At 68.6% G+C, this 14266-nt stretch carries 11 protein-coding genes; 6 read left to right on the forward strand and 5 right to left on the reverse strand.

The window, feature by feature from the left end:
- Window positions 1-12: 12 nt before the first annotated feature.
- The 3 genes from QMG86_RS15340 to QMG86_RS15350 form a co-directional block, all read right to left on the reverse strand.
- Window positions 13-789, reverse strand: coding sequence for an IclR family transcriptional regulator (locus QMG86_RS15340; RefSeq protein ID WP_281880298.1), 777 nt, complete (start codon window positions 787-789; stop codon window positions 13-15).
- Between the two features lie 91 nt (window positions 790-880).
- Entirely contained in the window at window positions 881-2116 is a 1236-nt protein-coding gene (locus tag QMG86_RS15345; protein WP_281880299.1) for an NADH:flavin oxidoreductase, read from the reverse strand.
- A complete protein-coding gene (locus QMG86_RS15350) occupies window positions 2113-2772 on the reverse strand; it encodes a TetR/AcrR family transcriptional regulator (protein ID WP_281880300.1) in 660 nt (219 codons plus the stop codon). The genes QMG86_RS15345 and QMG86_RS15350 overlap by 4 nt, the downstream gene beginning before the upstream one ends.
- A gap of 88 nt (window positions 2773-2860) precedes the next feature.
- Here QMG86_RS15350 and QMG86_RS15355 point away from each other — a divergent pair, with 88 nt between their 5' ends.
- The 4 genes from QMG86_RS15355 (at window position 2861) to QMG86_RS15370 (ending at window position 8688) form a co-directional block, all read left to right on the forward strand.
- Window positions 2861-3712: an SDR family oxidoreductase gene (locus QMG86_RS15355; RefSeq protein ID WP_281880301.1), complete on the forward strand. Its 852-nt coding sequence runs from the start codon at window positions 2861-2863 to the stop codon at window positions 3710-3712.
- A gap of 185 nt (window positions 3713-3897) precedes the next feature.
- Entirely contained in the window at window positions 3898-5142 is a 1245-nt protein-coding gene (locus QMG86_RS15360; protein WP_281880302.1) for an ABC transporter substrate-binding protein, read from the forward strand.
- 37 nt (window positions 5143-5179) lie between these two features.
- A complete protein-coding gene (locus QMG86_RS15365; protein WP_281880304.1) occupies window positions 5180-7960 on the forward strand; it encodes a branched-chain amino acid ABC transporter permease/ATP-binding protein in 2781 nt (926 codons plus the stop codon).
- Entirely contained in the window at window positions 7957-8688 is a 732-nt protein-coding gene (locus QMG86_RS15370) for an ABC transporter ATP-binding protein (protein ID WP_281880305.1), read from the forward strand. Before QMG86_RS15365 ends, QMG86_RS15370 begins: the two co-directional genes overlap by 4 nt.
- A gap of 63 nt (window positions 8689-8751) precedes the next feature.
- Here the strand turns inward: QMG86_RS15370 and QMG86_RS15375 are convergent, their stop codons facing one another.
- The gene (locus tag QMG86_RS15375; RefSeq protein ID WP_281880306.1) at window positions 8752-9267 is read right to left on the reverse strand and encodes a nuclear transport factor 2 family protein; all 516 of its coding nucleotides are present in this window, start codon (window positions 9265-9267) and stop codon (window positions 8752-8754) included.
- 151 nt (window positions 9268-9418) lie between these two features.
- Here QMG86_RS15375 and QMG86_RS15380 point away from each other — a divergent pair, with 151 nt between their 5' ends.
- Window positions 9419-11116, forward strand: a complete 1698-nt coding sequence (locus QMG86_RS15380) for a 3-ketosteroid-delta-1-dehydrogenase (protein WP_281880307.1) — start codon at window positions 9419-9421, stop codon at window positions 11114-11116.
- Window positions 11117-11586: 470 nt separating this feature from the next.
- Here the strand turns inward: QMG86_RS15380 and QMG86_RS15385 are convergent, their stop codons facing one another.
- The gene (locus QMG86_RS15385) at window positions 11587-12393 is read right to left on the reverse strand and encodes an SDR family NAD(P)-dependent oxidoreductase (RefSeq protein ID WP_281880308.1); all 807 of its coding nucleotides are present in this window, start codon (window positions 12391-12393) and stop codon (window positions 11587-11589) included.
- 265 nt (window positions 12394-12658) lie between these two features.
- On the opposite strand from QMG86_RS15385, the gene QMG86_RS15390 reads away from it, so the two are divergent.
- Entirely contained in the window at window positions 12659-14221 is a 1563-nt protein-coding gene (locus tag QMG86_RS15390; protein WP_281880309.1) for an FAD-binding protein, read from the forward strand.
- Window positions 14222-14266: the final 45 nt, after the last annotated feature.

Below are 14266 nucleotides of genomic sequence, written 5' to 3' on the forward strand. Positions count from 1 at the left end.
GAGCTCTGGTGCTCAGCCTTCGGCGAGCACGCTGGGGGCGGTCGGCAGTGACCGCAGGATGTTGCGGCGCTGCAGCGTAGGGGTGACTCGGCCGCCGGCGGTCATACTGCGCCAGATGGCATGTGCGGCAAGCTGGACCGGGGCGGTCATCCGGCTGTCGAAGCTCATCCGGCTGAGCGGTCCGCAGATCGACACGGCGGTCGTCGCCTCACCGACCGGCCCGATCGGTGCGGCGATACAGCCGAATCCGTGCAGCGCGCCGTTGCGTTCGACGGCGTATCCGAGTTCCCGGGTGAGCGCGCTGCCGGGCTCGTCTCGGCCGGCGAAGGCGAGCAGGACCTTGCCGAGCGCCGACTTCGAGGCAGGCAACCTGCCTCCGACACGGGTCGGCACGTGGGCGGCAAGGCGTCCGCCGATCTTGTCCAGATACACGACGTCGTCCCCATCGAGCACCGCAAGATGCACGACCATGCCGGTGGCTCGATAGAGGTGCTGCAGGTGCTCGCCGGATGCCGCGTGCACCCGGTCTTGATGGACGGCGAGCGACCCGAGCTCGACGAGACGGATACCGAGGCTGTAGTTGCGACCCTCCCGCCGAAGCCACCGCAGCTGGACCAACCGGTCCAGCATCCGGTGGGCGGAGGAGCGCGGCAGGCCGGTACGGGAGACGACCTCCGTCAGGCCGAGGCTGTCGCGTCCGTCGAACGCGTCGAGGACGAGCGACAGCCGGTCGAGAAGGGCGCTGGGGGTAGTCGCCTCACTGGGCCGCATGTCCTGCGCGATCGTCATGCGCTGACTCCTTTGTCACTATCACCAGTGCTCTGACGTGGCTATTTCTATTAGGAAATCCTGCCACACCGCCCTTGATATGTGAAGCGGATCACGAAGGAAGGTCAAGTGGCGCCCTGGTACCGGCTCCCCGTCGGTCGGTTGCCAGTGGGCACCGCGTGCCGGTGAAGATGCTGGCCGCACACAGGTTGCAGTGGATGCACAGCGATTTCTTCGACGACTCCGACTGGATACGGTTGATCAGATCCGGCTCGCGGAGCAGGGCGCGGGCCATGGCCACGAACTCGAACCCGTCGTCCATCGCGGCGTTCATTCCCGCGAGATCGGTGATGCCGCCGAGTAGGACGAGTGGCATATCGAGTTCGTCGCGGAACTGGCGTGCGTAGTCGTGGAAGTAGAGCGGTTCGTAGGGATAGTTCCGGAATACCATCTTCCCGAATAGCTTCATGCCCAGCTTGACCAGGCCGCGCTGGGTCTCGGCCATCTCGCGCACCGGCACGTCACCCCGGAACAGGTACATCGGATTCAGCAGTGAGGAGCCGCCGGTGAGTTCCAGCGCGTCGACATAACCGTCGCGCTCGATCATCTGCGCGACGGCAAGGGATTCGTCGAGCCACAGGCCGCCGGGGACGCCGTCGGCCATGTTCATCTTCGCCAGTACCGCGATTCGCCCGTCGGCGGCCTCGCCGACCGCCCGCAGGATGCGTCGGGCGAACCGCGCTCTATTGGCGAGCGAGCCGCCCCATTCGTCCTTGCGGCGGTTGATGTTCGGGCTGAGGAACGAGCTGGCCAGGTAGTTGTGCCCGAGGTGGACCTCCACCGCGTCGAATCCCGTTTCGATCGCGTGCCGGGTGGCCTGGGCGTGGGCGTCGATGATCCGGTGGATGTCGTCCTCGGTGGCGGCCCGGTCGAGGCTCATCGACAGCGGGTTGGGCCGGGTCGACGGGGCCAGGGACGGCAGGCCGGTGGAACGCGAGTTGGCAACCGGCCCTGCGTGTCCGATCTGTGCCGAGATCGCGGCACCGGTGGCGTGTACGGCGTCGGTGAGCTTGCGCAGACCTGGCAGTGCCTCGGGCCGCCAATAGATCTGGTCTCTTTCGGTGCGCCCTTCGGGTGACACGGCAAGGTAGGCGACCGTCGTCATGCCGACCCCGCCCTCGCCGACCGCGACGTGGAAGTCGATCAGCGCGTCGGTGACCAAAGCGTCGGTCGTTACTCCCTCGAAAGTCGCGGACTTGATGATCCGGTTGCGCAACCGCACCGGACCGAGCGAGGCGGGTGCGAGAGGATCCGGCCGGGCGAATGGGGTGGCGGAGGAGGCGGTCATGGGGAAACTCCCTGTGTGGGTTGGGATTTCTGGGGCGCAAGTCGGTCGTGCGGGATCGTCACGGGCGCGTGGATGTCCATCCACCGCAGCATCTCCTCGACCGCGTCGGCGCAGTCGCCTTGGGCGCCGGCGTCGGCCCACTCGATCAAGGCGGCGAAAGCCGCCGCCTGATACGCGGTGGCCAGCGCTCGGCAGATGGCTGCGGGGGCATCAGGGAGCCGGCTCGCGATATAGCGCGCCAGCGTCTCGATCCAGGGGCGGTAGGCCAGCGGTGCGGTGGCGGCGAGTTCGGGCTCGGAGGAGATCAGGCGCAGCCAGTCGGGCGCAACGCGCCGGACCCGAGGTTCATGCGAGACCGACTCGACGATGGCGGAGCGGATGACGAGCGAGAGCTCACCGGCGCGGGGGGCGTTGTCGAGGGCGTCTTGTAGCCGCGCCGTCGCCGGTTCCACGCCGAGCCAGGCGATTTCCGACCGCGACGAGAAGTGACGCAACAAGGTCCGTGTGCTGATTCCCGTGGCGCGCGCGAGATCGCTCCAGCTCGTCGAAGCGTAGCCGCGTTCGGACCACAGGCGCAGCGCGCTTTCGGCGACGGCCGAGCTGTCCAGTACCGAGGGTCGGCCGCGTCCACGAGAAACGGAGATCTGATCGGTCACTGCGACAGCCCACCATTTTTGGCGAAGTGTGTCAATATTGCGCCGCAGTCGATCGTCGATGCTGGAACAGCGGAAAGCAGGTGCTCTGGTGGGTGTTTATGTCGTTACCGGGTCGGCCTCCGGGATGGGACGAGCCGTGGTGGACAAGTTGCGCGGCAGTGGGCACACCGTGGTCGGAGTCGATCTCCGGGACGCCGAGATCGTCGCCGACCTGTCCACGGCGCAGGGGCGGCGCGCGGCCGTCGACGGTGTACTCGCCGTGGTGGACGGGCGGTTGGACGGCGCCGTTCTCGCGGCGGGAGTCGGCCCAGTTCCCGGCGCAGAACGGCCGCGGCTCATCTACGAGGTGAACTATCGCGGGGTGGTGGAGTTGCTCGAGGGCTGGCGGTCGGCGCTGGCTGCGGCGACCGAGGCCAAGGTGGTCGTTTTCGGCAGCAACGCGACCACCACGACGCCCGCGGTGCCCAGCCGGGCGATCCGCTCGCTGTTGGCCGGCGACGTCGACACAGCATTACGAGCGATCCGCATCTTCGGCAAGAACGCGCCCGCCCTCGCCTACGCGGCCTCCAAGATCGCGGTGACTCGCTGGGTGCGGCGCCACGCTGTGACAGCCGGGTGGGCGGGTGCGGGAATCCGGCTCAATGTGCTGGCTCCGGGCGCCGTGCTGACCCCGCTACTGGAGCAGCAACTCGCCACGCCCGCCGAAGCCGAGGCGATCCGCCGGTTCCCGATACCGATCGGCGGATTCGGCGACGCAGGCGATCTCGCCGAGTGGGCTGTGTTCATGCTGTCCGGCTCCGCGCGCTTCCTCTGCGGAAGCGTGGTGTTCGTCGACGGGGGTAGCGACGCGTACTTCCGGGCCGACGACTGGCCGCGCGCCGTCCCGCTGCGCAGGCTCCCCGGTTACCTGCGGCGCTTCGGCGGTTCCGGCACTCGCTGACCCGGATCCTCTTTTCCGGCGCTTCCGCCACCGATTGTCCCGGTCACCGGGAAGTGCCCTTCGGGGACGGCGGCGGAGTGCGCACATAATTCTCCGCCCACATCGGCAGTGATGTGGCTCACGCGAGGACCTTTTCGTCGGGACGACCCGGTGCGGCCTCGCCTTCGGAGAAGGAGAACCAGATCATGAGACTTGGTGGTCTGAGTCGTCACCGGCGCGCCATCGCCGGCATCGGCGCGGCAGTCCTGTTCACCGCGCTCGCGGCGACGGGCTGCGCCGGCGATGACGAGTCGAACAACAGCGCGGTGGCCGGTGCGTCGACCACGGCACTCCCGGACAAGCCTGCGACGGGCACGCCGGTGCGTATCGGCTTCGTATCGACCGAGGGCGGCGCCGTGGTGTCGCTGCCGCAGATGCGTGCGGGCGCCGAGGCCGCCGTGGCTTACCTGAACAAGAACGCGGGCGGCATCGCGGGCCACCCGATCGACCTCGTGGTGTGCAAGCAGCAGGAAGAGCCGACTTCGGCGACGAAATGCGCGAACCAGTTCGTCGAACAGAAGGTGGCCGCCGTGCTGTCCCCCGGCACCTCACAGGGCGTCACCATCCTGCCGATCGTCGCCGGTGCGGGAATTCCCTACATCACCCTCAACGGTGTCTCCCCGCAGGAGCTGACCTCGCCCGATTCCGCGGCGCTGTCCGCCGGCCTGCCCGGCACCGTGACGGCGATGGCCACCGCGGCCAAGAGCAAGGGGATGAAGACCTTCACCTTGTTCGTGAGCGACGGTGGCGGCACCGCCGCCCTGATCGAGGCGATGGGCGGTCCGATCTTCCAGGCCGTCCAGGTGGGACTGAAGGTGGTGCCGATCCCGCTCGGCGTCCCGGATCCGACGCCGCTGGTCACCTCGGGGTTGTCCGGGAAGCCGGACGGAGTCAGCGTTGTCGCCGACGCGGGCACATGCGCTTCGGTGTACAAGGCGATCCAGACCACCGACGCGAGCGTGCAGAAGGTCTACATCCCGGTCTGCCTGGACCCGATGGTCACCGAAATCATCGGAATGAACGCGGTGGCGGGCAGCATCGGTATCACCGCGACGGACTATCTGTCGGATCGGCCGGATTCGGTGCTCTACCGCTCGGTGCTGCAGACCTACGCGCCCAAGGAAACGGTGACCGGCGCGGCGTCGACCGGCTACCAGGTCGTCATGGCGGTGGCCCAGGCCATCGGCGGCATTCAGGGCGAGGTGAACGCGGCGAGCATCAAGGAGGCGCTGCGGTCGGCGAAGAGCGTCGAGATGCCCGCCGGCGGCGGCGTCACATTTGCCTGCGACGGCACCGCCGTGCCCATGATGCCGTCCATCTGTTCGCGCCAGATGCTGATCGGCGAACTCAACGATCAGGGCGTTCCGGTGAACCTCGAGGTGACCGGCTAGCCCGCCCGGCACCGGTGTACGGCCAGGGAGATCAGCCATGACTGACCATCTTTCGTATCTTGTGCTCGGCCTCGGCAACGGGGCGGTGTACGCCGCGCTCGGGCTCGCGCTCGTGATGACGTTCAAGAGTTCCGGGGTGGTGAACTTCGCGACCGGCGCGGTCGCGCTGTATGCCGCCTACACCTATGCCCTGTTGCGCAAGGGCGAGCTGATGGTCCCGATACCGGGACTGCCCGAGACGATCGATCTCGGCGGGCCGCTCGGTGTCGTTCCCGCCATGGCGATCTCCCTGGTCGCGGCTGCGGTCCTCGGGGTGCTGTGTTACGCGTTGGTGTTCCGGCCCATGCGCAGCGCCTCGGTGATCGCCAAGGCCGTCGCCTCGATCGGGCTGATGGTCGTGATCCAGGCGCTGATCGCCCAGCGGGTGGGCACGCACCTGGTCGCGGTGAAGCCGATCTTCGCGCTCGACACCTTCTCGCTGGGTGACCGGAAGGTGCCCACCGACCGGGTCCTTCTGGCCGGGGCCATCGCCGGCCTTGCCCTGGTGGCCACCGCGGTCTTCCGCTACACCAGGTTCGGCGCGGCGACCGAGGCCGCGGCGGAGTCGGAGAAGGGCGCGTACCTGACCGGGCTGTCGCCCGACCGGATCGCGTTCGCCAACTGGGCGCTGTCGTCGGTGGTCGCAGGCATGGGCGGCATCCTCATCGCCCCGTTGGTGGCGCTGAACCCGGTGGCGTACTCGCTGTTCATCGTGCCCGCGCTGGCGGCCACCCTGGTCGGCAACTTCAGCTCGATCTGGGCGACCGTGGCGGCCGGCATCGCCATCGGCGCGCTGCAGGCAGAGGCCACCAACTTGCAGGGGCTCTACGACTGGTGGCCGAGAGCGGGCACCGCCGAGGCGATCTCGCTGCTGCTGATCCTGGGCTTCCTGGTGGTGAAAGGCAGGCCGCTGCCGGACCGCGGCTCGGTGATCCGGCGAACCCTGGGCCGGGCGCCGCGGCCGGACAACGTCCTGCTCCCGGTGCTGGTGGCGGTGGCCGTCGCAGTCGTCGCCCTGCTGGCGACCTCGGGCAGTTGGCGCGCCGCGATCGTGAGCAGCATCATCTTCGCGGTACTCGGGCTCTCCCAGGTGGTCGTCACCGGCTACGCCGGCCAAGTGTCGCTCGCCCAGCTCACCCTCGCCGGTGTGTCGGCCTACGCGCTGAGTGTGCTCAACCAGCATGTCGGCATCCCGTTCCCGTTCGCGCCTGTCGTGGCCGCGTTGCTGGCCACCGCAGTAGGCGTCGTGGTCGGCCTCCCGGCACTGCGGGTGCGTGGCCTGCCGCTGATCGTGGTGACCCTCGCGCTCGCGGTGTTCGTGGAGGCGTTCTGGTTCCGCAACCCCTCGCTCAACGGCGGCGTGCAGGGCGCGCCTATCGACACCCCGCGACTGTTCGGGATCGATCTGGGCATCGGCGCGGGCGAGGCCTACCCGCGTCCGGCCTTCGGGCTGCTGTGTCTGGTCGTGCTGACCGTCGTCGGACTCGGGGTGGCGTGGCTGCGCCGCAGCAGTCTCGGCACCGACATGCTCGCGGTGCGCGCCAACGAACGCTCCGCGGCAGCGGCGGGCATCGACGTCTCCCGCACCAAGCTGATCACCTTCGCCCTCGGGGCCTTCGTCGCCGGGCTCGGCGGCGCGTTGCTCGGATACCAGCAGACCCTGGCCACCCCCGAACCGTTCACCGTATTCCTCGGGATTTCCGTGTTCGCAGTGGTCTACGTCGCGGGGATCACCTCGATCACCGGCGGCATCCTGGCCGGCGTCATGGCCCCCGGCGGGATCCTCTACCTGCTGATCGATCGGTTCCTGCACATCGGCGACTACTACGCGGTGATCAGCGGCGTCCTGCTCGTCGTGACCGTCATGAGCAATCCGGACGGCATCGCGAGCAAGCTTCCTTCGATTCCGTGGCCCGCGCTGCGCCGCCGCACCGTGACCGGCGGACTCGGCCCGGACCTGCCTGCCACGGCACGGGCGGTCCCCGATCGGGACGAGCCGATCCTGTCGGTGCGCGACGTCGGCGTCACCTACGGCGCGGTGCAGGCAGCCACCGCCGTCACTTTCGACGTGCGCTCGGGTGAGATCGTCGGGCTCATCGGCCCCAACGGTGCGGGCAAGACGACGGTCATCGACGCGGTCACCGGTTTCGCCGCTGCGACCGGGACGGTGTCCCTGGCAGGCGTACCACTGGCCGGGCGCCCACCACACGCGCGCAGCCGGGCCGGACTGGGCCGCACTTTCCAGGACGTCGAGTTGTACGACGATCTGACGGTCGCCGAGAACGTCCGGGTAGGTGCGGCGCGGTCGCGATCCGAACAATCGGTCGAGCAGCGGGTCTCCCGCACGCTGGCAGTGCTCGGCATCGGCGAGCTCGCCGGACGGGAGGCCGGGCTGTTGTCGCAGGGGCAGCGTCAGCTGGTGTCGATGGCACGGGTTCTCGCCGCCGAACCCGCGGTCGCGCTGCTGGACGAGCCCGCGGCCGGGCTGGACAACGCCGAGAGCCGGTGGCTGGGCGAGAAATTGCGCGCCGTCGCCGCCGACGGCCCCGGAATCCTGCTGGTCGATCACGACATGGAGCTGGTGCTCACGGTGTGTGACCGAGTCATCGTGCTGGACCTGGGCGCCGTCATCGCCACCGGGACGCCCGAGGAGATCCGCTCCCATCCCGAGGTGCTGCGGGCCTACCTCGGCGTGCCGGCCGACACCGTCGACCTCGACCACGAAGCGGTCCCGGCGTTGCACGCCCGTCCGCTCACCACGCAGGAGGCCCCGCTGTGACCACGCTGGAATGCCGCGGTGTGACCGCGGGCTACCTGAAGGAACGCCCGTGTGTGCGCGATGTCCATCTGACTCTCGAGCAGGGCGAGATCACCTGCCTGCTCGGCCCGAACGGTGCCGGTAAGACAACTCTGCTGGAGACGCTGGCCGGGCTGCTCCCGTATACCGGCGGCGAGGTCAGGGTCAGGGGCCGGAATGTGCACAGCGGCCGCCCGCGCGACGCGGTACGGGCGGGAATGGTGCTGGTGCCCGACGATCGCGCCTTGTTCCGCCAGCTGAGCGCCCGGCAGAACCTTCTGCTGGCGATCACCGAGCGGTCGCGGCGACGCACCGGGCTGCGCCAAGTGCTGGAGTACTTCCCCGCCCTGGAGAAGCGGCTGCCGGTGGCCGCCGGGCGCCTCTCCGGCGGCGAGCAGCAGATGCTGGCCATCGCCCGAGCCATCCTGCAACGGCCCGCGGTGCTGCTCATCGATGAGCTGAGCATGGGCTTGGCCCCGGTCATCGTCAGCGAAATCCTGGATGTGCTGAAGCAACTCGCCGACACCGAGGGCACCAGCGTCCTGCTGGTGGAACAGCACGTGCACTTGGCGCTCGGCGTCGCCGACAAGGCTGTCGTCCTGGTGCACGGACAGATCGCCGACCAGGGCAGCGCGGCGGAGCTCCGCGATGACCCCGGCCGGGTCGAACGCGCTTACCTCGGCGCCGATGCGGCGGTGAGCGCGCACTGACGCTGGAACGACGGGCGAGCCACCGCGTAACGCGGTGGCTCGCTGTGTTGTGGCAGGAACAGGTCAGGAGGTGGCAGCCGCGGCGGCCTGCTGCTTGCACCAGGCGAGTTCGTCCTCGCTCAAGGTGCCCAGTTCCATGGCGCGCTGGATCCACTTCGGGACCAGTTCGACGAACTCGGCCGGGTTGTAGATGTCCTCCTCCTTGGAGAATTTCCCCTCACCGGCGTAGGTCAGGATGCTGATGTTGTCCGCGCCCATCCGCGAGCCGTCGCCCGGATCACGCATCAGGTTGTTCAGCTTCACCACGATCACCCCGTTGACCTCATCGATCAGGTGCCAGTAGTCGGGGAACGATGTCATCGCCGCGCCGGGGAACGTCGCCAGCGTCGGCTCGACCCACGCCCAGATGGCATCGCGGCCCTTCAGCACGCCGACCATCTGCTCGTGGTACTCGGCGTCGGCGGTGAACAGGTCGACGAAATCACGCCAGCTGCCTTCGCCCGCGGCCGCGCGGGCAACGGTCGAATGCCACGTTCGGTAAGCCTTTTCCAGTTCTTCTCTGCTCCAGGTGTTGCTCATGCCCGGACGCTAGCCAGCTGCTGATCCGCAGGGCAGCGGCAGTGTCCAGTGAGCGGGATCTCCCGCTGAATGGAAAGTCGAGCCGGTCTCTGCGGGCATGGAACTTACCGTGAGGCGTTCCAGCCGATCTCTGAGAGTGGAGTTCTCGATCATGGCGAAGAAGCCGATGCCCCCGCTCACCATCGCCCGCGATACGACTGTCGATCTTCTCGTCGTGGGGTCTGGTACCGGCATGGCTGCCGCGCTCGCCGCGCACGAATCCGGACTGTCCGCTCTCATCGTGGAGAAGACCGCCTACGTCGGTGGCTCCACCGCGCGCTCCGGCGGTGCCTTCTGGATCCCCGGAAGCTCGATCCTGCCCGACAACGGGCCTGCCGCGCTGGCCGAGGCGCGGACGTACATCCAAGCGGTAGTGGGGGATTCCGCCCCTGCCGAGCGTGGCGAGGCGTTTCTCGAGTCCGGACCGTCGACGGTCGCGATGCTGGAGCGCACGACGCCGATGCGTTTCTTCTGGGCGCGGGGCTACTCCGATTACCACCCGGAGGAGCCCGGCGGCCGGGCTGAGGGCCGCACCTGCGAGTGCCGCCCGTTCGACGCCTCGGTGCTGGGCGCGGAGCGGCCGCGGCTACGGGCAGGCGTGATGAAGGCGTCGTTCCCGATGCCGGTGACCGGCGCGGACTACAAATGGATGAACCTGGTCGCGCGCAAACCGCTCAAGGCGTTTTCCCGCATCCTGCGTCGGGCGTCGCTGGGTATCGGCGGCATGCTGATCGGTCGTGAGTACGTGGCTGGAGGGCAGGCGCTCGCGGCCGGCCTTTTCGCGGGCGTGCTGCGAGCGGGTATCCCGGTGTGGACCGAGACGAGCCTGGTACGCCTGATCCAGGACGGCGATCGAGTGACTGGTGCGGTGCTGAGTCAAGGCGGTAGGGAGATCACCGTGACCGCGCGGAGCGGCGTGGTTCTCGCCGCCGGTGGGTTCGACCATGACATGGTGGCCCGGCACAAGTTCCAGTCGCCGAAGCTCGAGGAAGACGCCAGCCTCGGCTCCGAAGGTAACACCGGTGATGCCATCGTCGCCGCGCAGGAGCTCGGCGCCGCCATCGCGCTGATGGACCAGGCGTGGTGGTTCCCCGCCTTCGCGGCATTGCCCGGCGCCGCTCCGCAGGTCATGCTCGCCGAACGCTCCTTGCCGGGCTCGTTCGTCATCGATCAGACAGGCCGCCGATTCATAAACGAGGCGACCGACTACATGTCCTTTGGTCAGGCGCTGCTGGAGCGGGAGCGGCGCGGCGACCCGGTCGAGCAGATGTGGCTGGTGTTCGACCAGCGGTACCGCAACAGCTACATCATGGCCGGCCGCGCATTCCCGAAGCAGCCGTTGCCGGAGTCCTGGTACGAGGCCGGAATCGCCTACCGGGCCGACGATCCCGCCGCACTGGCCCGAGCGATCGGTGTGCCCGAGGCCGCCCTCACCGAGACCTTCCGCGAGATCAACCGGTACGCCGAGAGCGGCACCGATCCGGATTTCGCGCGCGGCGAGAGCGCCTACGACCGCTACTACGGCGACCCGACGGTTTCCCCGAACCCGAATCTGGCGCCGCTGGACACCGCGCCGTTCTATGCGGTGAAGATGGTCCTCAGCGACCTCGGTACCTGCGGTGGCGTAGTGGCCGACCGGAATGCGCGGGTGCTGCGCGAGGACGGCAGTGTCATCGAGGGCCTGTACGCCATCGGCAACACCGCCGCGAACGCTTTCGGCGCAACCTATCCCGGCGCAGGCGCCACAATCGGCCAAGGCCTCGTCTATGGCTATATCGCTGCGCGGCACGCGGCGGAACAGATGCGTTGACGACCCGCGCCGTCGCTCGGCACACCGAACGACGGCGCTCGGCGGGAGACCCGTTGCGGAGGCGCCAGCGGGCGGCCCTGATGGTCGGTGGGTGTCACCGGTGATCATGCGCGCGATATCTGCTTCGGCACCAGCAGAATTCGGCTGGGCGACGTGGAGCCCTATCGAGATGCGTTGCTGGTCCCGTTGAGAGGATCCGGCGTTTCTTGGTGCCGCAACTGCCGAGTTCGAGTTCCACGCCGCAGTGCTGAGTCATAGTCCGGCTGTCTTCGCAGCCGCGAGGAATGACTCAGCCGCGTAACCTCAGCCGGGGGGTGAACCTTTGAGGGGCGAGGACGGATGATCGACCACGTCACTCGCGTGATGGGAATGTCGCCTTCGTGTCGGCTCCGCACGCGCAGCGTCTCGCTGAACAGCGCCTGCGAAGCCGACCCGGAAGCCAGCGAATGGTGTTGAAACAGCTACCAGGGTCACACGTGCGTGCCGCCGTCGATGCGCACCTCGGTTCCGGTGATGAAGTAGGCATCGGGGGAGCCGAGCATCGCCACGACCGCGGCGACGGAGTCGGGTCCGGCGAAGACGGCGCCGCCGGGAAGCGGCAGCGTCGGCGTGATCTTGGTGAACAGCTTGAAGTCGGCGTCGGCGGGCAGGCCGGGCCCGATGCTCTGTTTGGCCTCGCCGGTGCCGTCGGTCATTCCGGAGGAGATCGACCCCGGCTGCACGCTGTTGAACCGGATGCCCTCGGCACTGAACTCCAGCGCCAACGCATGCGTCATCGCCTGGATACCGGCCTTCGACGCGGCGTAGGCGGACATGTAGGGATGCGCGAATACCGCCGAGGTGGAGCTGAAGTTGACCACCGCCGGGCCGGTGCCCGCGCGCAGCGCGGGAATCGACTCCCTGGTCACCAGGAAAGTGCCGACCAGGTTGATCCGCAACACTTGCTCGAACTCGGCCAGAGTGGTCTGCTCGAAGTGCGCCGAGCGCAATACCCCTGCCGCGTTGACCAGCGTGTCCAGCCCGCCGAGCCACCGGATCGCATCGGTGACGCCTGCGCGCACGGACTCCTCCTCACTGATGTCCACGACCACGGTGTGCAGGCGTTCGCCGGCGTCCCCGGCCTTGGCGACGGTATCCCGCAGACCGGCCGCACTGATGTCCGCGGCCACCACTCGACCTCCCTCGGCGAGAATGCGCAGCACACTGGCCTGGCCGATGCCGGAACCACCGCCGGTGACGAGGACACGGCGGCCGGTGTAGCGCTGAAGCTGGGACATGCGAGTTTCTCCTGTTTCGGTGAGCGGCGGTGCCGACCGGAGTGGACGGCCCGACCGTTGAGAGTGGTGCGCCGCACGGGTCCATCGGCTGGCGCGTCCCGCTGAGTGGACAGCGTCCGCGCAGTCGGCTATGCCGCAGCATTCTGCGGGCCCTCACCTGGTGTCTCGATGAGCGGAACGGGCCGGTCCGGGCCGTAGTGCGGCTGCCTAGCATCGGCGCACCTGGTGACGCCGCTGTCACTTGGGACGACGGGAGGCGTGACCGATGAGCTGGGTCGATTCCGCGGTGCAGTGGGACGAACGATGCGACGTGCTGGTGATCGGCTCGGGCGGCGGCGCGCTGACCGGCGCCTACACCGCCGCCCGCGAAGGTTTGCGCGTCACGGTGATCGAAGCCACGGACCGCTTCGGCGGGACGACCGCCTATTCCGGTGGCGGCATGTGGTTTCCGTGCAATCCCGTCCTGCGCCGCGCCGGGGACGACGACACGATCGAAGAGGCACTGGCTTACTTCCGCGCTGTGGTGGGCGATCGTACCCCGGCCGAACTGCAGGAGGCGTTCGTGACCGGCGGCGCTCCGCTGATCGAATATCTGGAAAACGATCCCGCCTTCGAATTCCAGGTGCTGCCGTGGCCGGACTACTTCGGTGCGGCTCCGCACGCACGGGCTGGCGGGCGTCACATCGTTCCTGCGCCGCTGCCCGCCGACGCTCTGGGCCCGCACGCCGGGACGCTGCGTCCGCCGCTCGGCACCGACCGCGGCAACGAGCCCCCACCCGCGCAGCTGATCGGCGGGCAGGCGCTCATCGGACGGATGTTGCTGGCGCTGAGCAAGCTCCCGAAGGCGGATTTGCGCCGGGATACCGCCTGCCGCGAGCTGATCCGTCTCGACGGTGCGGTGGCGGGGGCCGTCGTCGCCACGCGGCAAGGACTCCGCCGCATCCGCGCCGAACGCGGCGTGCTGATCACCGCCGGGGGTTTCGAGCGCAGCGATCGCATGCGGCGCCATTTCGGCGTGCCGGGTAGCAGTCGCGACTCGATGTCGCCCCCCGCGAACCACGGTGCCGCGATCGAGGCCGCGATGGCGATCGGCGCAGATACCGATTTGATGGACCAAGCCTGGTGGGCGCCGGGACTTACTCATCCCGACGGCTCCTCCACCTTCTCGCTCTGGTTCACCGGCGGCATCTTTGTCGACGGTGCGGGCAAGCGGTTCACCAACGAATCGGCCCCCTACGACCGGGTGGCGCGCGACGTGCTGGCCCGCACGGCCGACGGCCGAATGACGCTGCCCTACTGGATGATCCACAGTGGGGAGGTGCCGCAGCCGCCCGTGCTGTTCACCGGGATTCCGCTTGCCGACCCCGAAGCTTACGAGCGGGCGGGACTCTGGCACGCCGCCGACACCCTACCGGAACTCGCGAACCGCATCGGGGTGCCGCCCGACGCTTTGGTGGAGACGGTCACCCGTTTCAACGAACTCGCGGCGGCCGGTGACGATCCGGACTTCGGACGAGGCCGCGAGCCCTACGATCGCTCGGTGCCGGGATGCTCGAACCCGTTGGTGCCCATCGAAGCAGGGCCGTTCCGGGCAGCGGCCTTCGGTCTCTCCGATCTCGGTACCAAGGGCGGTCTGCGCACCGACATCGACGGCCGAGTGCTCGACTCCGAGGGTCTTCCTATCCCCGCGCTCTACGCGGCGGGGAACTCCATGGCCGCGGTCAGCGGTACCACCTACCCCGGAGGCGGCAACCCGGTCGGAGCCTTGATGGTGTTCGCCCATCGCGCTGCCTGCCACATCGCGAAATCGGCGCGGCCGAAGACGTGAACCTCCCGGCAACCGGATCCGTCCCGCGCCGTTCCGCTGGCTGAA

The organism is Nocardia sputorum, from assembly GCF_027924405.1.
GTDB classification, from domain to species: Bacteria; Actinomycetota; Actinomycetes; order Mycobacteriales; family Mycobacteriaceae; genus Nocardia; species Nocardia sputorum.

Bases quoted from the DNA above. Each gene is read 5' to 3' on its own strand.
- QMG86_RS15340 (WP_281880298.1), bottom strand. From the start codon at position 789: ATGACGATCGCGCAGGACATGCGGCCCAGTGAGGCGACTACCCCCAGC.
- QMG86_RS15345 (WP_281880299.1), bottom strand. From the start codon at position 2,116: ATGACCGCCTCCTCCGCCACCCCATTCGCCCGGCCGGATCCTCTCGCA.
- QMG86_RS15360 (WP_281880302.1), top strand. From the start codon at position 3,898: ATGAGACTTGGTGGTCTGAGTCGTCACCGGCGCGCCATCGCCGGCATC.
- QMG86_RS15365 (WP_281880304.1), top strand. From the start codon at position 5,180: ATGACTGACCATCTTTCGTATCTTGTGCTCGGCCTCGGCAACGGGGCG.
- QMG86_RS15375 (WP_281880306.1), bottom strand. From the start codon at position 9,267: ATGAGCAACACCTGGAGCAGAGAAGAACTGGAAAAGGCTTACCGAACG.
- QMG86_RS15380 (WP_281880307.1), top strand. From the start codon at position 9,419: ATGGCGAAGAAGCCGATGCCCCCGCTCACCATCGCCCGCGATACGACT.
- QMG86_RS15385 (WP_281880308.1), bottom strand. From the start codon at position 12,393: ATGTCCCAGCTTCAGCGCTACACCGGCCGCCGTGTCCTCGTCACCGGC.
- QMG86_RS15390 (WP_281880309.1), top strand. From the start codon at position 12,659: ATGAGCTGGGTCGATTCCGCGGTGCAGTGGGACGAACGATGCGACGTG.